This is a genomic window from Streptomyces sp. NPDC051664 (assembly GCF_044453545.1).
In the GTDB taxonomy this organism is placed as follows: domain Bacteria; phylum Actinomycetota; class Actinomycetes; order Streptomycetales; family Streptomycetaceae; genus Streptomyces.
On the sequence record NZ_JBITCU010000034.1, the window covers coordinates 43,159 to 66,076 of the forward strand.

A 22,918-nucleotide genomic window follows, 5' to 3' on the forward strand; every position below is an offset into this window, starting at 1 on the left:
TGACTGACGTCGAGGGCTTGGAGACGGTGAAGTCGGTCCGCTCTCGCACGAATCGGAACCGCACAGTCGGCAGCCGTTCCCGCCGCAGGCGCCAACAGCACCGGTCGAGTCCGCAAGGCCGGGCCAGGGAGGGTAGCCGTGAAAGGTTTCAAGTAGGACGCACGGAACCTAGCCTCGCAGTACGAGCGGCGTCAATGCCGCGGACTTGCAAATCTTTGAACCCCTTGCGGCTACGCCCAAACCCTTGACAGTTCACTTCACCCACCCTAGTTTCCATGCCTGAAACGATTCATCATCGAGTCGTATGGAGCCGAGCGTGATCAGCAGAAGAAGACTGCTCAGCACGACCGCCACGGCAGCCCTGGGGACGGCCATCGCCTCCGCCGCACCCGGCGCCGCCGCACAGGCAACTCAAGCCCCCGGGGCCGCCGCCGGAGGAACAGAAGTGACGCAGGGCGTACACGTCAACGGACCGACCGTCGAGTACGTGAGTCACCCGCTCGGTCTTGACGTGCCACAACCCAGGCTGAGCTGGCCTCTGGCGTCCGACGAGCCGGGCCAGGCGCAGAGCGCCTATCAGATACGCGTCGCCGGCTCCCCGGGCCGCCTCGCGAAGCCCGACGTGTGGGACAGCGGCAAGGTCATGTCCCCGGACTCCGTCCTGGTGCCGTACGCGGGACCCGCACTCACGTCACGTACCCGCTACTACTGGTCGGTGCGTGTCTGGGACGCCGGGGGCAAAGCCTCCGCCTGGAGCGAGCCGTCCTGGTGGGAGACCGGTCTGACGGACCGGTCCGACTGGTCCGCGCAGTGGATCGGCGCGCCCGCCGAGCTGGTCGGCGCCCCCGCGCTGGACGACGCCTCCTGGATCTGGTTCCCGGAGGGCGACCCGGCCGCCGGCGCGCCCGCGGCGACCCGCTTCTTCCGCGGCCGTGTCGACATCCCCGAAGGGGTGACCCGTGCACGCCTGGTCATGACGGCCGACGACGGCTACACCGCGTACGTGAACGGGACGCAGGTCGCGCACGCCGAAGCGGACGGGCCGGCGGAGAACTGGCGCCGCCCCGCCCTCGTCGACGTGACCGCTCACCTGCCGACCGGCACCTCGGTGATCGCCGTATCCGCCACCAACGCCACGGCCTCGCCGGCCGGTCTGCTCGGACTCCTCGAGCTGACGACCGCGGACGGGGTGCGCGCCTTCGTCACCGGCGCCGACTGGAAGGCCGTCGATGAAGAGCCGGGCGGGGACTGGCGCTCCGCCGCTTTCGACGACGTCTCCTGGCAGCAGGCGAAGGCGCTCGCGAAGTGGGGTTCGGGCCCGTGGGGCAAGGTGACACCGTCCTCATCGCCCGCCGCGCAGCTGCGCCATGAGTTCCGCCTGAAGCGCACATCCGTCGCGCGGGCGCGGCTGTACTCCACGGCTCTGGGCCTGTACGAGGCTCATCTCAACGGCGAGCGGGTCGGCGAGGACCGGCTCGCGCCCGGCTGGACGGACTACCGCAAGCGGGTCCAGTACCAGACGTACGACGTCACGAAACTGGTCCGGGCCGGGGCCAACGCGTTCGGTGTGACCGTCGCCACCGGCTGGTACGCGGGGAATGTCGGCATGTTCGGTCCCCACCAGTACGGCGAACGACCCGCGTTCCTCGCCCAGTTGGAGGTCACGTACACCGACGGCTCGACCGAGCGGGTGCTGTCCGGCACCGATTGGCGGGCAGCGACCGGTCCCGTCGCGAGCGCCGACATCATGTCGGGCGAGGAATACGACGCCCGCCTGGAGACCGAGGGCTGGACACGCCCCGGATTCGACGACTCCGCCTGGGTGACGGCCGATGCCTTCGACAAGGTGAGCGCCGCTCTTGTCGCCGAAGCCGGCGGTCCCACGCGCGTGGAGCGCACACTGCCCGCCAGGAAGATGACCGAGCCGAAGCCCGGTGTCTTCGTCTACGACCTCGGCCAGAACATGGTCGGTGCGGTCCGCCTCACCGTCTCGGGCAAGGCGGGGACGGCCGTGCGGTTGCGCCACGCGGAGGTCCTCAACCCGGACGGCACGATCTACACCACCAACTTGCGCACCGCCCGCGCCACCGACACGTACACCCTCAAGGGTGGCGGCAAGGAGACGTACGAGCCTCGTTTCACCTTCCACGGCTTCCGCTACGTCGAGGTGACGGGTTATCCGGGCAAGCCACCGCTGAACGCCGTAGCGGGGCGGGTCATCCACACCGATGCACCCTTGACCATGGACTTCTCGACGAACGTGCCGATGCTCAACCAGCTGCACAGCAACATCACTTGGGGGCAGCGCGGCAACTTCGTCTCCATCCCCACCGACACCCCCGCGCGCGACGAGCGGCTCGGCTGGACCGGCGACATCAATGTCTTCGCGCCGACGGCCACGTACAACATGGAGTCGGGGCGCTTCCTCACCAAATGGCTCGTCGACCTGCGTGACGGTCAGTCGGACGACGGCGCGTTCACCGATGTGGCTCCCTTTGTCGGCACGGTAGGCAAGGGCGTGGCGGGCTGGGGTGATGCCGGAGTGACCGTGCCCTGGGCGCTGTACCAGGCGTACGGCGACACCCGGGTCCTCGATCAGTCCTGGCCTTCGATGCTGAAGTGGCTCGAGTACCTGGAGCAGCACAGCAGCAACTTCCTGCGGCCGGCCGAGGGGTACGGCGACTGGCTCAACATCCAGGACGAGACCCCCAAGGACGTCATCGGCACCGCGTATTTCGCCCATGCCGCCGACCTCGTCGCCCGGGCTGCTCAGGCCCTCGGAAGGGATGCGGCGCCGTACACCTCGCTCTACGCAAGCGTCCGTGACGCCTTCCGCGCGGCGTACGTCTCGAGCGGCGGCAAGGTGAAGGGCGACACACAGACCGCGTATGTGCTGGCCCTGTCCATGGACCTGCTGACGGAAGCCGACCGGGGCCCCGCGGCCGACCGCCTCGTCGAACTCGTCAAGGCCAAGGACTGGCATCTCTCGACCGGATTCCTCGGCACCCCTCGCCTGCTGCCCGTGCTCACCTCGACGGGTCATACCGATGTCGCCTACCGGCTGCTCGTCCAGCGGTCCTTCCCCAGTTGGGGCTACCAGATCGACAAGGGCGCGACGACGATGTGGGAGCGCTGGGACTCCATCAAGCCCGACGGAAGCTTCCAGGACGCCGCAATGAATTCCTTCAACCACTACGCGTACGGCTCCGTGGGTGAGTGGATGTACGCGAACATCGCGGGTATCGCACCGGCCGCACCGGGCTTCCGGAAGATCCTCGTCCGGCCCCGCCCGGGCGGCGGTGTAACTGAGGCGGAGGGACGCTACGACTCCGTCCGCGGCCCTGTCACCACCCGCTGGAAACTGGACGGCGACGGATTCCGCCTCGCCCTCACGGTGCCCGCCAACACCACCGCCGAGGTATGGATCCCCGCCACCGAGGCTACCCAAGTCGCCCATGGCACATCGGAGTTCCTCCGGATGGAGGACGGCTGCGCCGTCTTCGCTGCGGGCTCCGGCACGCACCGATTCTCCAACTGACCTGTAACGACGTTCCGGTGGCACCCGGTCCACATCGATTCACCCGCGCGTGGACGGTGCGCACAGATGGAGGCACGCCAATATGACGGATGAAGTGAAGACAACATCGGGGCCGAATCGGCGCACGGTGCTCGAAGTGGGTTTCAGCGGTGCGATGCTGGCCGCGACTGCCGGGCTGCCACTGACGGCAGCCGGCCCGGCAGCGGCCGCCGGGCCCACCCTGTCCGGCCACCGGCCCGCGGCCGGGTCCTGGCGCCGCTACGTACAGGGACCGTCCGGACGCATGGTGCGGCCGGTGCGGATCGTCCGGTCGGACGGTGACGTGACACGGCCCGACGCCCTCCTGACGCCCGGCGGCAAGGTCGCTGTCCTGCGCCGCGCCCAACCGCCCACGGCGCCCCGTTGGCCGGAGGGAACCGCAGTCGAGGCGTCCTCCACGCACGCGGGCAACAACGGTAACGACGGCCGGCCGCGCACGTACGAGGCCAAGAACGCCGTCGACGGCGACCTCAGCACGTTCTGGAACGACGACACGGAGCGCGACTTCCCCGACAGCCTGACCCTCACCACGCCCGAGGAGCAAGAACTGTCGGGCCTGACAGTGGTGTCCAGCACGGACGGGGTGCCGACCGCTTTCACTGTGGCCGTATGGGCGGACTCGGCGTGGCGGACGGTCGCCACGGTCACCGGCAACAGTGCCGTGCAGCGTGCCGTCCGCTTCGACACGCCGGTCTCCACGACCCGGGTCCGGGTCACGGTCACCGCCGCCCAGGACCTCGGCCGGGGCGTGTTCACCCGTATCAACGAGGTCTGGCCGGAGGCCATGGACCCGGTGGTGGCCCCCAGTGTGACGCTCGACTTCGGCAAGGTCGTCGTCGGGTACCCGAAGGTGGACTTCGCCTGGGCCTCGGACAACCACCCCGGGGTGCGCCTCGCCTTCTCCGAGACGCTGCAGTACCTCACCGACCGCTCCGACTTCACCCGCGCCGACCAGGCGGGAGGCGCCGGGCAGGGCACCGATCAGTACGCCGTACCGGCGGGCGGCGCATCATGGACGGACAAGAAGGGCTACGGTTCGGACGGCGACAAGGTGTACGCCGACGGACTGCACGGCTTCCGCTATGTCAAGATCACGCTGGACGCCCTGCCGTCCGACGCACCCGCCGCCCAGCCCTGGGGCACTGTGGCCGTCGACGCGGTGTCGCTCGACTTCACGGCATACATCGGCACACCCGACTCCTACCGGGGCTGGTTCCTCTGCTCCGACGAGGAGTTGAACCGCTACTGGTACGGCGCGTCCTACACGAACGAGCTGGTCGTCGACACCTTCCGCAAGGACGACGTCGATCCCCGCAACGCCTTCAGCGCCTCGCTGGACGGCAAGCTGGTCCTGCACGACGGCGCCAAACGGGACCGCGACCCCTACGTCGGCGACCTCGCGGTGTCCGGTCGCACCCTCTATCTCACCCACGACGAAGTGGCCGAGGCTGCCCGCAACGTGCTGGCCGACCTCGCCGAACACCAACGGGACGACGGATGGATCCCGCCGGCCTCGATCAACAACTACACCCTCCCTCTGTTCGACTACCCGTTGTGGTGGGTGACGTGCAGCTGGGATTACCTGCTTTACACCGGGGACCGGGACTATGCCGCGCGCTACTACCCGCAGCTGGTCAAGGTGCTCGACACCTGGTACCCGAGCGTGACGGACGATGCGGGGCTGCTGAGCAAGGGCCTCAACGGAACAGCCGGCTACGGCGACTACGCGTTTCTCGGCCGCACCGGCCGGGTCACCTACTACAACGCCAACTATGTACAGGCCCTGGGTGACGCAGCACGCATCGCCGTCCATCTGGGCCATGCCGGGGATGCGCAACGATGGCAGGAGCGGGCCAAGAAGGTAGCTCAGGCGATCAACACCCACCTGTGGGACGAGTCCGCGGGGGCCTATCTGGACTCCGCGACCGGAGCGGTCCGGCACGCCCAGGATGGCAACGCCATCGCCATCACCTCGGGCGTCGCCGACTCCGAACGGGCGGCCGCGGCGCTCGCTCACCTCGACAAGACGACAAAGCGCCGTTACGGCAACGCATTCATGGACAACGACACGCTCTTCGGAGGCGCCTCCCAGCGCGTGTACGCCTTCACTTCCTACCCGGAGCTCGTGGCGCGCTTCGAGACCGGCCTGGCCGACTCGGCAATCGACCAGATCAAGCGCACATACGGGTGGATGGACAGCCACGACCCCGGCATCACCCAGTGGGAGGGCATCGGCCCGGACGGATCACTGTACGAGGACGCCTACACGAGCATGGCGCACGGCTGGTCCACCGGGGTCCTGCCGGCGCTCACCCACCAACTGCTCGGCGCGAAGCCGACGTCGCCCGGGTACGCCACCTGGGACGTACGTCCACACCCCGGATCGGTGGACTGGGCACAGGGTGAACTACCCACACCGCAGGGACCGTTGGGTGTGGAGTGGACCCGCAAGGACGCGACGTTCACTCTGACCGTACGGGCGCCGCGGGGCACGCTCGGGTCCGTGGCGCTGCCCACGGACGGTCACCGCGTCACCGTGCACTCGGGCGGCCGGACGCTTTGGAAGAACGGCAGGGCGACCACTTCCGGGGTGCGTCCCGAGGCCGGATACGTGACCGTCTCCGGCCTCCAACAGGGAACCCACCGGTTCACACTGGTGCGCGAGAGCTGAAGCTGAAGCTTGAGTTCGGCTGGTAGGCCGGCCGGGTCACCTGCTCTCTCCACCATCGCTGGGGGCGGGAGCGGGCGAGTTCGTCGTCGGCCCGTCCGCACCTGCAGCCGTAGTCAGCGCGTACCTGAATCCGTTCGTCGCGGACGAGGCTCGAGGCGAGTCGCCGGCCGAGCGCGTGAACCTCGAACGCGGACCGGCCCCGTACGTGCCCCCGGCGGGCGCGTACGGGGCCGGTTCGGTAAGCAGCGCACAGTTGGCGGGTCTTGCCGGCCGGCGCGCTGGAGGCGGGGAAGGGAAGCCTCCTTCCCTTGCGCCTATGCCGCAGGAGCTGACCTGCCCTTCTTCTTACGCTGAACTGAAACGCCCGGAAAGGGCCGCCTCTGTGCAACGCCGCTCACGCGGCGTCTGTCTGCTCGTGACGTTCCTGCATGCGCGCAACGACCCGTTCCTGTCCGAGTCTCTTGGCCTGACGAAGTTTGGCCTCTGCGGTGAGCACCGGGATCCAGAACAGCCAGCCCCACAGGCTGAAGTCCAGCACTCCGCTCCAGACGAGTGCCTTGTTGACGCCGAAGGACATGCCGAACGTCAGCACGTACGCCGCGACTCGATGGGCGATCAGTAGGCGCATCCATGCGTATCGACGCCCTTGCAGAAGCTCGACCGCCGCAGCCAGCTCTGCCGCGTGAAGGTCCTCTCCTCCATCCCCGGCGAACTCGCCGCGGGCGGATCGCCGCAGTGCGTCCGTGACCAGCACGCTCTGATCCGCGGCGGCTGCCCTCTGCAGCCGTCCCTTGGCAGCGCCGGCCTTCAGGTCGTCCCAGTAGCCGCGGCCCGCCCAGCCGAGCGCGTCGTCGACGCGCCGGCGTTCGGACGACCCGGGCGGCGCCAGTTCCTCGATCCTCGCCTGCATGGTGACCGCGCGCTTCGACCGTCCCGGGTAGGTGAAGGAGTCGGAACGAAGGCACAGCTCCAAGTACGACACCAGGAGGCCAAGATCGTCCGGTGCGAGTGCGAGGCCCTTCCGATAGGCGGCCTCCGCTTCGGAGTCATGGTCGTCGTCGTCCTCCGCTGCGTGTGCCTGCCCGAGCCAGCGGAAAAGATCCGTATCCGGCCCGAGCTCCGTGAGGCCGGCCTCAGCGGTTGTCCGGACAGCGGCATAGCCGCCTACCTCGAAGAGCTCTGAGCACCGCTCCACGTACTGCTGTCGTTCCACGTTCCCACCCCAGTTGACGAGATCACCACTCTCCGTAGCGATCTATGCACCTGTCAACGGCTCCTCGATCACAATTACCCAGGTCAGCGTCGCGGAGGGGCACCTCTGGGCCGGGTTGGACCGGCCGACGCCACGAATACGCCCAGACGTGAGTTTCGGGCGGTTACACAGCCCACGGACCGGAGAACAGTCACGCCGCACCCGAGTTGACGGGCGGCAAGGCTCTGTCCTTCAGGGCAGCGGGACGCTCTCGAAACGCTGTCCGGTGTCATTTTCAAATGAGTTGGCCTCCGCGGAAGGAGTCACGCGGTAGGCGCGGGTCCTGGTTCGGCGGTGCCTTTCCACCAGACGAAGACCTCGGTGCTCGGTTGGCATTCGGAGAACCTGCCCGACGGGGAGACCTCCCGCAGCAGTCGACGCAGGTCTGCTTCGAAGTCGTCGCGGCGCGCGCCGAACAGGTGCGGAGCCGAGAACGACATCGAGAACGACCACGCGACGACATCGTCATCAGTGCGCTCCAACGCCTGCCCGCCAGGCACTACATGGCGCTGGGGACCGGCGAATCCCGCCCGGGTGAGCACCGCCGCCTCGTCGCCGGGTGTTCCGTGCGGCAGCGTCCCCCGGCCGGCTCGTCGGACCGGTCCCAGGTACTGCCTGACCAGCTCCTCCACTGCCTCATAAGGGACTGCCGGATACGGAAGACCGTCGACGGCTCGGGTCTCCGTCTTCAAGTCCGAGATGTGCACCAGCGCCCCGCCGGGCTGAAGCATGTCCCTGACGATTGCCGCCACCAGGTCGCGATCCATCCAGTGGAAGGACTGGCCGAAGGTCGCGACCGTGAACCTTCCAAGACCCGCAGGCAGATCCTCGGCCCGGGCCCGCACCCACTGCATCTTCCCGGTCACTCCGCACTCGGCGGCCCCGCGCTCGGCTTCGGCGATCATCCCGCCGTCCGGGTCGACGCCGACGATCTCACGGAACAAGTGCGCCAGGCTCAGGGCAAGGACGCCCGGTCCACAGCCCACGTCGACGAGGCGCCCTCGCCCGTCGAGCCTCAGGACCTCGGCGAGCACGTCCGCCAGCCCGGGGGCATAGGGCAGCCTCCCACGCCGATAGTGGGCGGCCGTGCCCAGGAACAACGTGTCGTCCCACTCCCAGTCGGCAACCACATCCACCCACCACCGTTCGTAGAGATACCCGCCTGCCCAGCGGCCCGATGATTCCACGGCCCGACTGCCGCCGACGATCGGCGCAGCCCGCCGCCCCCTGTGCCGGGATACCTGTGACGCTGCCACGACCAGTTGTCCAGGGGCGTGGGGTCCGGCACGATACGGCCATGACTGGCGATCTGCTGCTCGGCCGGGCTCGGGAGCTGTGGACTGAACTGGCGGTGACGCCGGTGAAGTTCCCCTCGAACGGGACCAGCATTGTGGTCTCCCCCGGCTCGTGGTTGTGTCCGCCGCTGTGGACGGGGGTTGTGATCCTCGGAGGTGCCGGCATCGTCACCGCGCCGAGTGTGCACGCCGCCCAGCTGATGGCGGACGCTTCGAGGAAGCTGTCCCCTGAGGAGCTCGTCGACGACGATCGCTTGCGTGAGGTGTTGCCCGTCCTCGATGTACTTGGGCCGGCCTCCCTCTTCTATCTCGACCGGGCAGACTTCCTTCGTGCGCATGAAGGCGCCGCTGTCGAGGAGGTGATGTGCGGCGACGACGAGTTGGCCGCGCTCCTGGCCCGTGCTGGTGAAGAGGACGCAGACGAGAGTGGCCTGGAGACCATCACCTCTCCTGCGTTCGTCCTCCGCGAGGGTGAGGACGTCGTTGCTGCGGCCGGCTATCGAACCTGGCCGCAGTCGGTCGCTCACCTGAGCGTGCTGGTTGCGCCTGACTGTCGAGGCCGGGGACTGGCGCAGGTCGTGGCGTCTGCGGCGGTGACCCATGCGCTGGACGCCGGGCAGCTTCCGCAATGGAGAGCACGGCCGCATCCGTCAAGGCGTGTGGCGCATGCCCTGGGCTTTCAGGAGCTGGGTTCCCAGCTGAGCGTTCGCCTCGGCGACGGTGCTGATTCGGTGCGCGGTTGAGTCGGCCCAGCGACCTGAGAGGAGTCGTCGAGCGAGACAGAATGATCCGAGGCACAAGGCCACGTGAGACGAGCGCGGGAAGTGACGGAGCACGTACGTCAGCTGGATGTGCGTCCACGTCGGCGCATCCGTCACCGCTGCCACCCGTGTCACTGCTCGGCGGGCTTCACCGACCGGCGCGCTCGGCGATCAGGAGGAAAGTTTGATGCCGGCGGCGATCGGGAGGTGGTCGCTGCCGGTGGCGGGCAGGGTCCGAACGCCGGTAACGGTTGCCGAGCGGGTCATGATGTGGTCGATCCGGGAAACGGGGAAGACCGCGGGCCAGCTGAAGGCGAAGTCCTGCGGCTGCGGGTTCATCTGCGAAGTGACGGGGGCCAGCCCGCGATCGTCCACCGTGCTGTTGAAGTCACCGAGCAGGATCACCTTGCCCAGCTTCTCGGCGGCGATGGCCGCGCCCAGCAGGCCGGCGCTTTCGTCCCGCCAACCCGAGTCGAAGCCGGTCAGCCGGACACGGACCGAGGGCAGGTGGGCGACGTAGACAGCGGTCTCGCCCCACGGCGTACGCGCGGCGGCCCGCAACCCACGGCTCCAGCCCTCCTCGATCCCCTTGGGTTTGATGTCCACCCGGCCGACGTCTGCCAGCGGGTACTTCGACCAGAGGCCGACGGTGCCTTCGACGGCGCGGTACGGGTAGTCGAGTGCCAGGGCCTCCTCGTAGAGGGCCAACGCGGGCGGCGTCAGTTCTTCCAGAGCGATGAGCTCCGGCGCGGCCTTGATGAGCGCTTCCGCCGTGCCGACAGGGGCGGTGTTCTCGTCACTGACGTTGTGCTGGACCGCCGTGATGTCATGTGCACCGCGGTCCCCGGGGAGGAGCAACGCCCCGAAGAGGTTCGCCCAGACGGCTGCGGGGAGAAGCAGGGACACCAGCGCGGTGACCGAGCGGCGCAGCAGGGCCAGGACGAGCAGCACCGGGACGGCCAGGCCGAGCCAGGGCAGGAACGCCTCCACCAAACTGCCCAGGTGGCCCACCGTGTTGGGTACGATCGCGTGGAAGGCCAGCAGGCCGGAGATCAGCACGGCAAGTGAGGCGAGGACACGCCCACGCGCCCAGGATGACCGGCCCTTGGCGTCCTTGCCCCACCGCCACCGGCCTGCATGAATCGGCCGCCACCGGGACGTCGCATCCCTGGATTCCGGCACCACCGTGCCGGTAGCCCGCTTCACCATGTCCCACCCATCTGCCTCGGACCCGTCCTCGGCCTGGAGCCATGAGCACGACGTGACCCATAGGACGCAATAGGTCGGTGATCAGGTTCCGGCCGGGTGGATGGTGCTGTCCCAGATGGATGAGCGTGCTGTCCGTCGGGTCCCGTCGGCTCTCGCGTCCGTGCGTCTCCCTCCGACAACCCGCGTCGCCGTCGGACGCGACAACGCATCTGTCACGGAGAAGCGGTCGGATCCAACTACGGGTTCCAGGCGGAGCACATGTTCTTCTGCGCAGCGCGGGAGGCGGGCGTTCACGCTGGACACGGCGGCCGAGGACGGGCTCACCGAGCAGCAGGAGAGGACCCGATGTCAACCACTCGTGCCCACACGGCCGGCGAATCCAGGTTGCCGTTCCCAGTGGATGTCAGGGTCACGCGCCTTGGCGATGCCGGACCAGCCTGTCACCGAACACGGCCCGGGCGCAGGTGGCTTGTGGTCAGTCGGCTCGCACGATGGTGGCGAGTACGTCGTTGAAGGCTTCGGTGGAGGTGGGGTGCTGGTAGACGGCGTCGCGGAGTTCGGTCGCCTTGACGCCGTGCCGCATGGCGAGCGCCACGGTGTTGATGAGTTCCTGCGCGTCGATGCTGAGCAGGGCCGCGCCGAGAATGTCGTCGGTGTCGGCGTCGAGGACGAACTTCATGACGCCTCTGGGGTCCTCGACGATGTACGCGCGCGGCATGGCGATGATCTCGGCGACAGGCTGGCTGGCGATCTTCACCCGGTGTCCTGCCGCGCGGGCCTCCTTCTCCGTCAGCCCGACGGTTGCCAGCGGCGGGGTCATGAACAGTGTGTGCGGGATGGCCACCCGGTCTGCCGTGGAGCGCTTGCCCTCACCGATGAGCTGATCGAGGACGATGCGGCTGTCGTCGAGAGAGATGTAGGTGAACTGCGGACCGCCGTTGACGTCGCCGAGGGCGTAGATGTGCGGCTGGCTGGTGCGCAAGAACGCGTCGACCTCGACCGCTCCCCGCTCGGTGGTACGGACCCCGGCTGCCTCCAGGGCGAGATCGCGGGTGGCCGGGGCGCGGCCGGTGGCGGCCAGGATGGCGTCGGCTGCTACGGAGTGCTGGTGGCCGTCCTTGTCGTAGACGACGGTCGCGCCGCCGTCCCCGTCGCGGACCTGGCTCACCTGGGCGCCGGCAATGATCTCGATGCCCTCGTCGGTGAGGATGTCCTGGGCGACGGCGGCGACATCGTCGTCGACACGGCCGAGGATCTTCCCAGATGCCTCGAGCACGGTCACCTGCGAGCCGAACCGACGGTAGATCGCGGCGAACTCCAGGCCGAGGTATCCGCCGCCGATGATGGTCAGTCGTTCCGGCAGGACGGTGGTCTCGATCAGCTCGGTGCTGGTGACGGTGTACTGGCTGTCACGCAGACCAGGAATGTCGCGAATGATCGGCTCGGAGCCGGTATTGATCAAGATGGTGTCGGCGGTGACCGTAAGTCGTTCGCGGCCTGCCTGAACCGCGACGGTGTGCGGGTCGACAAACGCGGCCTGACCGGTGAGAACCGTGACGGTCTCCATGCCGTTCAGCCCTTCGTAGTTGCCGTCGCGCATCATCTTGGTCACCGCTTGGACCTTGGCGACGGAACGCTCGTACCACTCCTGCGCCGCATCCTCCGGCCGGCGCTTGTCGGCGTGGTGTACCAGAGCCTTCGTCGGTACGCAGCCCACGTTGGGACAGGTGCCTCCGTACATCCGGTCCGACCGCTCCACGAGCACGACCTGCTTGCCGAGGCGACCCATCTTCGCGGCCACCGTCTTGCCACCTTTGCCGTAGCCGATGACCAGGACATCAGCGTGGAGACTGTGGTTTGCGCCTTCCATGCTCACTTCCGTTTCCATGGAGATCGGGCGTCAGCGCGGAGAGGGTCCTGCGTGAGCGCAGCGTCTTCGTCACCTCAACACGAACACCAACCCCTCGAGGTCGCAACCTGCTTCGACACCGATCGTCACTGTCAGTGGTCGGCGTACAAGTAGGCCCAGCGGCTCAGCAGATGGACGCGGACTTGCGTAGGCAGGGACCCGAAGCTTGTGCCGATACCGGATGGCTGGGCCGCCGAACGGTCACCGGTGCCACGTGCCTGTCCCGGCGAAGTTCGATGCTGGAGCGGTCCGAGATGCGTCAGCGCTGCTCGGTCCGAGTGAGGAGTCACCCCGCGCCGGGTGGGGCGGGTGCTTCCCGTGGGGCGGTCAGCCGAGCCAGCGGCCGTCGCGCATGAGATCGCGTCCCGGCAGCTCGTTCGCCTCCCGCCAGGCCTGGATGCGCCGCGGCCGGATCCAGAAGTACTCGTAGGGTTCGTCGAGCTCGCGCGGGTCGAAACCGGTCGCTCGCGAACGCGTCGCCCGTCTCCGGGCCGAGGTCGGCGATGTCCACCGGCTCGGCGGTGCCGTCGATGACGACGACGTCACGCGTCGGCCCGAGGCTGAGTCGTACCCGGCCGTCCGCCAGCAGGTTGCGGCCGGTGACCGAGGCGCGCGGCGTCGAGATGAGGAACGCGGTCCCGTCCCAGAGGTACGAAAGCGGAATGAGATGGACGCCGCCCGGGGAGCCCGACGTCGCAACCCAGAGATCGACGTCGCTCTCCAGTTTCGCGCGAGTGTCGCACAGCCTCTCCTCAAGCCCACGCGGCGGCACGCCCGTCATGCTTCCTCCGGTCGCTTCGTGGAGAGCCCTTCCTCCAGGGGAGTGACTCCGTCGGTCATCCGCCGACTCACCCGGCGGCCGTCTCGTGATCGGCGGCCGGGCAGGGCCGGCGGCAGTGGCCCATCAGGGCGTGGGCGCGAGCGATGCGGCCTCCCACGCGAACCCGTCCGGGTCGGTGAAGGGCCCGGCGTCGCCGCCGATCATGAGTCGGTGCGATCCGGTGCCTTCGGGAGCGACGCCGACCTCCTTGGCCAGGGCACGGCGCCTGTACAGCGCCAGCTTGACGGGACTCGGTCCAGCGGCGAACTCGACGTACATGCGGCTGAAGCTCTTCGCCACGGCAAGGCCGCGCTCGACGTAGAACCGCTTGCTCGCGACCACGTCCGCGACTCCCAGCAGGAGCACGATCTCGTCGATCTGCCGGGTGTCCGGACCGGTGTCCTTCTTCGCCGAGGTAGCGACCTTCCAGATCGTCCCGTCCGGGGCTCGTACGACGCCCCCGTAGCCCCAGAACGACTTCGCGGCAGGCTTCAGCGGCGTGGCACCGGCGTCGAGGGCCGCGTCGATGAGGCTGTTGACGGTGGCAGGCTGGGACACCGTGAGCGCCAGCGTGAACCCACGGAAGCCGGTGGTGGGTGCCTCCGAGGCCCGCAGGCGTATCTGCGTGTCCAAGCCGAAGGCTGTGGTGTAGAAGCGGTTGGCGGCCGACGGGTCGGCCACGTCGAGGGTTACGGATGCGATGGATGCCATGGCCATCACGCTAGTTGCGGCTCGGCGGCCGGCGCTTCTTGATTCCTGACCGGTCTTGTCACCTGTTTCGCCACACACGGCGGCATCCCCGCCACAGCGCCCGTTGCGCGGCGCCGGTAGGCGCTGGGCGGCATGCCGACCAGCTCGGTGAAGCGGGTGCTGAACGTGCCCAGCGATGAGCAGCCGACCGCGAAGCAGACGTCGGTGACGCTGAGATCCCCACGACGCAGCAGCGCCGTCGCACGCTCGATGCGACGCGTCATCAGGTATGTGTACGGCGACTCGCCGTAGGCCAGCCGGAACTGGCGACTGAGGTGCCCGGCCGACGTGTTGACGCCGCGGGCGAGCGCCTCGACGTTCAGCGGCTGCGCGTACTCGCGGTCGATCCGGTCGCGGACGCGGCGCAGTCGCGCGAGGTCGTTCAGGCGATGCGCCGCGGTGCGTGCGCGCCCCCACGAGGGGTGACACATGGGAGAACTCCTTTTCCTCGATGTCCGCGAGCGCCTGGGTCGCAAGCCGCAGCAGGCGGCGAGGTACTCGGTGGAGATGACCGACTTGCGGGAGTCGACGAGCCGGTCGAGCAACTGCCCGACGGCGGCGGGACGGAGGCCGGGGGTCGGCTCAGGCTCCTCGACGCCCGGCCGCCGAGGGATGGGTTCGAGGAGAGCGGCCTGGGAGCGCCGCCGGATTCTTCGCACGTGGTCGCGTCGCCGGCCGTGACGGCCGAATCGATGACCGGACGTCTCAGCGAAGCTCCTGGATGCGGACCAGGTTGCCCGCCGGATCACGGAAGGCGCAGTCGCGGATGCCGTACGGCTGCTCGGTCGGCTCCTGCACGACCTCGGCATCGCTGGCCTGCACCTTCTCGAAGGTGCCGTCGAGGTCCCGGGTGGCCAGCAGGATCCAGCCGTAGGTGCCCTTGGCCATCATCTCGGCGATGGTGCGGCGCTCGTCCTCGGTGACCCCGGGGTCGGCAGCCGGCGGCGCCAGGAGGATGGACGTGTCGGGCTGGCCGACGGGGCCGACCGTGATCCAGCGCATCTTGCCCTGCCCGAAGTCGCTGCGGACCTCGAAGCCGAGGGTGTCACGGTAGAAGGCCAGTGACGCGTCCGGGTCGTCATGCGGGAGGAAGCTTGTGTGAATGGTGATGTCCATGACGGTCATGCTAGGTGCGGCTCCGTGACCCGCGCTTCTCGATTCCTGACCGATCCGGCCACCTGTTTCACCACACGAGTCGCATCGCACGATCGCGCGCATCGCCTGCGGCTGCGTCGCTCAGGATCTCCTCAACCGCCTCCACCTCTGACGGTGGAAGACGGCTTCCGGCGCAACAACCCGATCCGGGTGAGCCCAACTCAGCTGAGGGCTGTCCCGCCCCGGCTTCGAAGTACGGGATGCACCTGACGTCGATGTACGCAACAGGGCCCAGGTCCGGACGGACCAGGGCTCTGTTGCGTCTCCCGGGCGTGGTGGCCCGGCGCCCATCCCGCCCGAGGGGTGGCCGGTGAGCGTGTGGGCTGCGTGCCGCCACTTCGGGGGCGGGGGGTGGCGGCACGCAGCCGTTCCGGGAGGTCAGCTGTCAGCTGTCGGGTGCGGGTGCGGGTGAGGTCAGCGGCGGTGTCCGCGGTCGTTGTTGCGGTGGTCGCGGTCGCGGCCCCAGGACTTGGTGTCGATGGTCCGGCCGTGGTTGTCGCGCAGGGTGGCCGTGTCGGAGTAGTTGCTCCAGATGTAGTCGGTGCGGCGGTCCTGGTAGGCGTTGGCGCGGTTGTCGTGGCCGCGTCCGGTGTGGACGCGGACGGTGGCCCGGGCGCCGAGGCGAAGGTCGTCGAAGCGGTAGCGCTTGCCGTCCCGGCTCGCGAGTGTCCATCCGTCCAGGTTCACCGGCCGGTAGCCGGTGTTGGTGACCTCGACCCATTCGCCGTTCAGTGAACGGTTGGAGTGGTCGTCGCGGCCCGGGCTGTTGTACTGGATGCTGCCGAGCACGACACGGGAGTACGTCTGGTGGTGACGGCCACGGTTGTGGCCGTCGTCGGCGGATGCCGGCATCGCCACGACGGCGACAAGGGAACCGGCCGCCAGACCGGTAGCGACGAGACGACGGACAGTACGAGAAGCAGACACGTGAGGTCCCCTCAAGCAGAGGCGCCCAGGCCCGGGTCGGAGCCATGTTGCGCGGTGCGGGTCCCGGCTCAACAAGCCGAGGACCCACACTCTGAACCACCCGCCCGCCCGCCGGCGCAGGCTTCAGCCTGCGTTACAAAATGCGGATATTTCCGTAACCGACGACTGCAGCCGTCACACACTCCCCACGGGCGTGACCCTGACATTCACTGAGTACGGCAACCACCCCGGCCACCCGCGGCAACGAGCCCTTTCCGGCACCCCCGCACACCACGGCACACCACCCCACGCTCCGCCACCGGAGTCACGCAAATCGGGTAACAGGCACAATGCTTCACATTCGGAGGGCGCCGCCCCTCAGCTCGCTGTCGCTACGTAGCCCGGGGCCTCTATGTCCTGCGCCGTCGTCCCGTCAGCAGGGTGAAGACGTACCGCAACGAAGAAGCACGGGCGGCGAATGCGAACGACCCCGCCTGCTTCGCTGCCGGAGCCGCAGGCCAGGCGGTGGGCGCGTGGCCGTCGGGTGCCCTGTCGTACCCGACCGGACCGGGCACAGGATGTCGGGTGAGGCAAGGTGATTCCTTCCTAACGTGAGTGACCGAAAGGGAAGGAGTCCGGGGTGCTGGAGCGGCTGAACCAGGCCATGGAGCACATCGAGTGTCACCTCGATCGACGGCTCGAGGTGTCCGACCTGGCGCGGATCGCGGTGACGTCGGAGTACCACTTCCGTCGGCTGTTCTCCGCGCTGGCGGGGATTCCGCTGTCGGAGTACATCCGGCGCAGGCGGCTGACGGTCGCGGGTGCCGAGGTGCTGGCCGGGGAGCGGACGCTGCTGGAGGTCGCGGTGCGTTACGGCTACACCTCGGGGGAGGCGTTCGCGCGTGCATTCCGTGCGATGCACGGCGTCGGTCCCGGCGAGGCCAGGCGGGTCGGTGCGAGTCTGCAGTCCCAGCCACGGATGTCCTTCCGCCTCATCGTCGAAGGGAGCAGCAGCATGCGGTACAGAGTCGTGGAGAAGGAGGAATTCCGTGTGGTCGGCAGGAAGGCGCGCGTCCCTCTCGTGCACGAGGGGATGAACCCGGCCATCGCCGCCTTCATCCGGGCCATCGACCAGGAGACGCTGCAGCGCATCCAGAGTCTGTCCGATCAGGAGCCGGACGGGATCGTCTCGGTGAGTGACAATCTGGACGACAGCCGCGCCGAAGGGACCGAACTCGACTACTACCACGGCGTGGTGACCCGCGCCACCGTGCCCGAGGACATGGACGCGCTCACTGTCCCGGGCGGCACATGGGCCGTCTTCGAGAGCTCGGGGCCGTTTCCGCAGGCGCTCCAGTACCTGTGGAGGGACCTGTTCACACAGTGGTTCCCGTCCAATCCGTACCGGAGCCGGCCAGGGCCCGAGATCCTGCGGACCCGGCTGTCGCAGGACGCGTCGGAGGCGGACGCGGAGCTGTGGATCCCCGTGGAGCGGACTACGGTCTGAGCGGTAACGCGCGGCGGCCCATGGGCCGCCGCGCGCCGATGTTCCTTGCTGCAGCGGCTGTTGTCGCGGACGGCGAGGATGGGTCGACCGCCAAGGGCCCGGCGGCAGAACTCAGCAACATCTCGACGTCATCAGACCGACGTCCGCTCCCCGGAGAGCCCATCGACAGCTGCTCTCGACTGTCGGCTGCTACAGCGCGTTGCCCTTCTCCAGGTCAGCCGGCAATCCAGGGCCTGGAACAGGCTCTGAGGTGTTGCGCCTATTGGTGACGCGCTTGCCGAGCAGGGTGAACAGGAGGATCAGGCCGACGGTGAGGACCGTATGGCCAAGGCCTGCGATCCACGAGACCGCTTCGGGGACCGGGTGACCGAGGACGGTCTGCGTGCCACGGAAGATCATCGAGCCCACGGTGATGGCGATGCCCGCGTTGTAGAAGGCGAAGAAGTACGTGAAGTGTCGGCTGCCGGACAGGGTGAACAGCTTGTCGAGCGCGAGGACGATGAGGAAGGCCAGCATACCGAGAGCCAGCAAATGGGTGTGGACTACCGATAGTTGGGTCTCCCCGTCGAATCCGTTGTGTTTGGTGAGTTCTCGGTAGTAGAGCCCGGACACGACGCCCAGGATCATGTAGACATGGGCCGCGTGCAGCGATGCCCGGATAGTCATGGCTCCCCCTCGAAAGTGTCTCCCGTACGGGGCTGCAGCATATTTGACGGCATGTCATTTCCTCTTCCGGACAAGATATTTAAGGGGAGTGAGGAGTCTCCGAGGTCTGTCTGCGAGCAGCAGGCCCGTCAGCCACGGCAGTTGCGATCGGGCCGCGGCATCCGCCGCTTGGTGTTGTGTTGGCCGGAAGCCACGGACGGGCCCTCTCGGTGTGATCGGTCAAGGCAGGATCTCGACGTATCCGTCGGTTCCGTGCACACGGATCCGCTGCCCGTCCCGGATCAGCCGGGTGGCCCGCTCCACGCCCACGACGGCCGGCAAGCCGTACTCCCGGGCGATGACTGCGCCATGGGTCATCAAGCCGCCCACCTCCGTCACCAAACCGGCGATTCCGACGAACAGCGGCGACCAGCTGGGGTCCGTGAAGGCCGTGACCAGGATGTCGCCCGCTTCGAGATCGGCCTCCGCCATGTCAAGGATGACGCGGGCCCGTCCCTCGACGGTCCCGGCGGAAACCGGTACGCCGATCAGGGCGCCGGCCGGCACGTCGTCGCGCCGGTACGCCCCGGTGAGGGCCTCACCGTCCGATGTGAGTACCCGTGGCGGTGTGAGCGCGTGGTACGACCGGAACGCGTCCTTGCGCTGCTGGATGAGCCGGCCATCCACCTGGCGCGAGCGCACGACGTCGCGGAGCTCCTGGAACGTGAGGTAGAAGATGTCCTCCTTCTCGGAGAGCACGTTGGCCTGCGCGAGGCGCTCGGCCTCCTCCAACAGGGCCTGCTTGTAGACGAAGTAGCGGCTGACGATGCCGTACTTCGGGTACTCCCGGTATCCGACGAAGGCTCTCACCTGGTCGATCATCCGCTTGGTCTCGTCGGCCTTCCGGTCCCCGTCCGGCAGGGTGCGCAAGCGGGACAACACCTCCAGTTCCTTCTTCTGCGCCTTCCGCCGGCCTTGCTCGAAGCGCCGCTCGGCGACGCCCGGCTCGAAGTTCCTGACGTTGTCGAGGATCACGGGCACGAGCGTGGCAGGGCGCTCGCGCCACCGTGGCCTGGTGATGTCGATCTCGCCGACGCAACGCATGCCATACCGGTGCAGGTATGCCTCGATGGCGTCGCGCGCTTCGGTCCCGCCCGCGATCTTCGGCAGCTCGTCCAGGAAGCCCTCGTCCTCGACGCCCTGCAGGAACGCAACCACCTCCGGCTGCGAGCGGATCACGTCCGCGACGTCGAGCAGCGCCAGCCCCATCTCCGACGTGACGTTGTCGGGGGCGGACAGCGTCAGCGTGTCAGCCGCGTTCTTCTCGCCCAGCCACTCCTGCAGCTTGTCGTTGAGCCACCACGTGGCCTCCATCCCCGCCATGATCGCCTGAAGGTTCAGCGGATCGCCGAGGACTCGCTTGTGCTCCTCGAAGGCGTCCAGCAGGAAGTCGAACAGTGCGGGTCCGGCCTTCGTCCGGATGTCGCGCTCCAGGGCGGCGATGGACACCTGGCTGTTCTCGATCAGCTCGGTGACGATGGCCGGATCGGCCTCGACCGGGGCGGACGCGCCGCGGCCCGGCGGCCTGCCTGGAGCCTCGTCCGGGAGGGACGGGACGAAGTCGTCGCGGTCGAGGACGGTCTCCAGAGCGTCCCTGATCAGCGGATCGCCTTTCCCCATGACGTCCAGGAGCCCGGCGCGGCTCGCGGACGAGGCCAGGCGCCGGGTGACGTCGACGAACAGCCTCCCGCCGGCCTCGTGCATCGGCACCATGGCCGTCAGTCGCCACATGGAGAGCCCGAGGGGCTTCATGGGGTCGGTCATCATCTGCCCGTGACCAACGGAGACGTAGACGTGATTCTCCTGGTCGCCGGACTCGGGGATGGGGAACAGCGTCGTGACCGGCCGACTCTGAACGATCTGGAAGCCATCGTCGACCAGGCACCATTCGATGTCCTGCGGGCGGCCGAAGTGGGCTTCGATCCGCCGCCCGAGCTGCACGAGCCGCACGACCTGCGCATCCGTCAGCGCCGGCTGCTCCTGCCGCTGCGAGTCGATCGCCACTTCCTGCGTACCGCCGGCCGGCAGGGCGATGACGGCACGCTGTTTGGCGGCGATCGCCTTGGCGACGACTTCGCCGTGCCGCACCTTGAAGACGTCTGGGTTCACCAGACCGGAGACCAGGGCCTCGCCGAGGCCGAAACCGGCGTCCACGGTGGCGACCTTCCGGTTGCCCGTGACGGGGTCGGCCGTGAACAGGATGCCGGCCGCGTCCGGGAAGACCATCTTCTGTACGACCACAGCCATGTGGACCGCACGGTGATCAACGCCGTTCCGCCGGCGGTAGGTCACGGCCCGCTCGGTGAACAGCGAGGCCCAGCACCGGCTGACGTGCTGGAGGATCGCCGTCGGCCCCACGACGTTGAGGTACGTGTCCTGCTGGCCGGCGAAGGAGGCCGTCGGCAGGTCCTCTGCCGTCGCGCTGGATCGGACGGCGTAGGCGGCCTGCTCGCCGAGCTGGGAGAGCGCGCGGGTGATCGCCGCCTCGAGATCGCCCGGGATGGCGATCCCTTCGATGGTCCGGCGGATCTCCGCGCTGAGCGTGCGGACCGCCTCCCGGTCGTCCGGGTCCAGGCGCGACAGCTGATCGAGCCGATCGTCGATCGACGGCGCTTCCGCCATGATCCGCCGGAAGGCGTCCGTCGTCACGCAGAAGCCGGCCGGCACCCGGATGCCTTCGATCCGCGACAGCCCGCCCAGGTGAGCGCCCTTGCCGCCGACGACCGCGACCTGGGTCTCGTCAACCTCTTGAAGATCCCACACGTACGGCTCGATCATCGCGATACCTCCGAGGCAGTCGTGTCCCGTCGCACTGCACCGGCCGATCGAATCACCGGCGCCTCCAGCTCTGTCGAACCTCTTGCCAGGCACGTCGTCGTCTCTGGCTGCCCTCCCTCTGACGGGTCGGCCTGCCCCTCATCCCAGTCGGGCGGCGCGCCCACCCGCACCACCGCCCCGAGCGCTCGCGACCGTACTGCCACTCGCACCACTGATTCGACGTCACTGCGTCCCCCATACGTCGACAACACACGCACGTCGTGCCCTCATTTCCGCAGGTTGTGGCCTCGGCCGACGATTCTGCGGCACCACCCGGGTCTTGCCGCAAGCCCCCCGGTGCGCTATACGTTGAGAGCGGCAGGGAGAGAGATCTCCTTGCCTTTGTCTTTTCCTCCTGCCGTCCGCTGGGACCGACAAGCTTCTCGCGTGGCGGCGCGCCGGGTACGGCGGCACGCGTCGTCGGCCCAGGCGGATCCCCCATCGGCCTACGGACGCAGCCGCGGAACGAGACGTTCTTTCCCTTGCCGGCAGGGCCCGAACGCCGTCGAGCGCGTCGTCGTCTCCCGGAGGTCGTCGCACCACGCGAGTGCCGGGCCGACTTCGCCGGACTGACGCGTGACGGTCGCCGTCAGCATCATCCCACCGGAGCCGTGGAACCCGGCGCCCACCCGACGCGACAGCCGGGCTGTCAGCCCGGCCATCACCAGGCCCGACAACCGCATCAGCACGCCGAAGAAACCGACGGACCGTCACGAGAGATCGGGACAGCCCTTAGGCTTCCGGCCATGACACAGAACGCGGTTGACCTGGTGATCTTCGACTGTGACGGCGTGCTGGTGGACAGCGAACGAATATGCGTGAAAGTGGACGCGACGATCATGGCCGACCTGGGCTGCACGTTCACCGAGGCGGAGATCATCGAACGGTTCGTCGGCTCGTCGGACGAGGTCTACACGGCCGCTGTGGAAGAACGACTTGGCCGGCGCCTGGAGAAGAACTGGCAGCGGCGGTACGAGCATCTGTATCGGGCAGCCTTCGCAGCCGAACTGACCGCTGTCGACGGCATCACGGAGGTCTTGAACGGCCTCACCACGCCCATCTGTGTCGCCTCCAACGGCAGTCACGACGGCATCAGGCAAAGCCTGCAGATAACTTCGCTGGGCGACTACTTCGAGACGCACATCTTCAGCGCCGCCGACGTCCGCAACGGCAAGCCCGCACCTGACCTCTTCCTGCATGCTGCACGCGCGATGGGAGTGGAGCCCGCGCGGTGCGTGGTGATCGAGGACAGCGCGTACGGAGTACAGGCCGCCCGCGCCGCAGGCATGCGCGCATTCGGCTACTGCGGCGGTCTCACACCGGCATCACGGCTGGAGGGACCGGACACCGTCGTGTTCGAGACCATGCGCGACCTGCCCGGACTGCTGGCAACCGCAACCTGCTGAACATCCCCCAGCCCCTCGTCGTCGTCCGCCCGTGCCGTGCGTCGAACGGAACGAGCGCGGGCTGTAGCGCCGGCCGGCAGCAGTGTGGCGGGGGGGGGGGGGGGGGGGGGGGGGGGGGGGGGGGGGGGGGGGGGGGGGGGGGGGGGGGGGGGGGGGGGGGGGGGGGGGGGGGGGGGGG

Annotated in this window: 15 protein-coding genes and 1 pseudogene; 5 read left to right on the forward strand and 11 right to left on the reverse strand. The window is 68.4% G+C overall.

What is annotated here, in order from left to right:
• Positions 1 to 316: 316 nt before the first annotated feature.
• Together ACIA8E_RS35390 and ACIA8E_RS35395 are read left to right on the forward strand one after the other, a co-directional pair.
• Entirely contained in the window at positions 317 to 3,538 is a 3,222-nt protein-coding gene (locus ACIA8E_RS35390; RefSeq protein WP_399304499.1) for an alpha-L-rhamnosidase, read from the forward strand.
• 82 nt (positions 3,539 to 3,620) lie between these two features.
• Positions 3,621 to 6,248 carry an alpha-L-rhamnosidase C-terminal domain-containing protein gene (locus ACIA8E_RS35395; protein ID WP_399304501.1) on the forward strand — a complete coding sequence of 876 codons (2,628 nt, stop codon included), beginning with the start codon at positions 3,621 to 3,623 and terminating at the stop codon, positions 6,246 to 6,248.
• Between the two features lie 394 nt (positions 6,249 to 6,642).
• On the opposite strand, the gene ACIA8E_RS35400 is transcribed toward ACIA8E_RS35395, so the two are convergent.
• Together ACIA8E_RS35400 and ACIA8E_RS35405 are read right to left on the reverse strand one after the other, a co-directional pair.
• A complete protein-coding gene (locus ACIA8E_RS35400) occupies positions 6,643 to 7,461 on the reverse strand; it encodes a hypothetical protein (protein WP_399304502.1) in 819 nt (272 codons plus the stop codon).
• A 302-nt stretch (positions 7,462 to 7,763) separates the two neighbouring features.
• Complete coding sequence (locus ACIA8E_RS35405; protein ID WP_399304525.1) at positions 7,764 to 8,630, reverse strand: class I SAM-dependent methyltransferase; 867 nt, start codon at positions 8,628 to 8,630, stop codon at positions 7,764 to 7,766.
• A gap of 167 nt (positions 8,631 to 8,797) precedes the next feature.
• On the opposite strand from ACIA8E_RS35405, the gene ACIA8E_RS35410 reads away from it, so the two are divergent.
• Positions 8,798 to 9,538, forward strand: coding sequence for a GNAT family N-acetyltransferase (locus ACIA8E_RS35410; protein ID WP_399304504.1), 741 nt, complete (start codon positions 8,798 to 8,800; stop codon positions 9,536 to 9,538).
• 189 nt (positions 9,539 to 9,727) lie between these two features.
• On the opposite strand, the gene ACIA8E_RS35415 is transcribed toward ACIA8E_RS35410, so the two are convergent.
• The 7 genes and pseudogenes from ACIA8E_RS35415 to ACIA8E_RS35445 form a co-directional block, all read right to left on the reverse strand.
• Complete coding sequence (locus tag ACIA8E_RS35415) at positions 9,728 to 10,765, reverse strand: endonuclease/exonuclease/phosphatase family protein (RefSeq protein ID WP_399304506.1); 1,038 nt, start codon at positions 10,763 to 10,765, stop codon at positions 9,728 to 9,730.
• 475 nt (positions 10,766 to 11,240) lie between these two features.
• Positions 11,241 to 12,635 (reverse strand): FAD-dependent oxidoreductase, encoded by a 1,395-nt coding sequence (locus ACIA8E_RS35420; RefSeq protein WP_399304508.1) that lies wholly within the window; start codon positions 12,633 to 12,635, stop codon positions 11,241 to 11,243.
• Positions 12,636 to 13,001: 366 nt separating this feature from the next.
• A pseudogene (locus ACIA8E_RS35425) lies at positions 13,002 to 13,455 on the reverse strand (pyridoxamine 5'-phosphate oxidase family protein).
• Positions 13,456 to 13,578: 123 nt separating this feature from the next.
• Entirely contained in the window at positions 13,579 to 14,205 is a 627-nt protein-coding gene (locus ACIA8E_RS35430) for a glyoxalase (protein ID WP_399304510.1), read from the reverse strand.
• A gap of 5 nt (positions 14,206 to 14,210) precedes the next feature.
• A complete protein-coding gene (locus ACIA8E_RS35435) occupies positions 14,211 to 14,675 on the reverse strand; it encodes a helix-turn-helix transcriptional regulator (RefSeq protein ID WP_399304512.1) in 465 nt (154 codons plus the stop codon).
• Positions 14,676 to 14,949: 274 nt separating this feature from the next.
• Entirely contained in the window at positions 14,950 to 15,360 is a 411-nt protein-coding gene (locus ACIA8E_RS35440; protein ID WP_327122863.1) for a VOC family protein, read from the reverse strand.
• Positions 15,361 to 15,813: 453 nt separating this feature from the next.
• Complete coding sequence (locus ACIA8E_RS35445; protein WP_399304515.1) at positions 15,814 to 16,326, reverse strand: lamin tail domain-containing protein; 513 nt, start codon at positions 16,324 to 16,326, stop codon at positions 15,814 to 15,816.
• 619 nt (positions 16,327 to 16,945) lie between these two features.
• On the opposite strand from ACIA8E_RS35445, the gene ACIA8E_RS35450 reads away from it, so the two are divergent.
• On the forward strand, positions 16,946 to 17,812 hold the full coding sequence (locus ACIA8E_RS35450; RefSeq protein ID WP_399304517.1) for a GyrI-like domain-containing protein: 867 nt from the start codon (positions 16,946 to 16,948) through the stop codon (positions 17,810 to 17,812).
• 189 nt (positions 17,813 to 18,001) lie between these two features.
• On the opposite strand, the gene ACIA8E_RS35455 is transcribed toward ACIA8E_RS35450, so the two are convergent.
• Positions 18,002 to 18,478: a DUF2871 domain-containing protein gene (locus ACIA8E_RS35455; protein WP_327122866.1), complete on the reverse strand. Its 477-nt coding sequence runs from the start codon at positions 18,476 to 18,478 to the stop codon at positions 18,002 to 18,004.
• Positions 18,479 to 18,697: 219 nt separating this feature from the next.
• Positions 18,698 to 21,295, reverse strand: a complete 2,598-nt coding sequence (gene rph / locus ACIA8E_RS35460; RefSeq protein ID WP_399304519.1) for a rifamycin-inactivating phosphotransferase — start codon at positions 21,293 to 21,295, stop codon at positions 18,698 to 18,700.
• Between the two features lie 785 nt (positions 21,296 to 22,080).
• Between rph and ACIA8E_RS35465 the strand changes: the two genes are divergently transcribed.
• Positions 22,081 to 22,740: an HAD family hydrolase gene (locus ACIA8E_RS35465; RefSeq protein ID WP_399304521.1), complete on the forward strand. Its 660-nt coding sequence runs from the start codon at positions 22,081 to 22,083 to the stop codon at positions 22,738 to 22,740.
• Positions 22,741 to 22,918 lie beyond the last annotated feature (178 nt).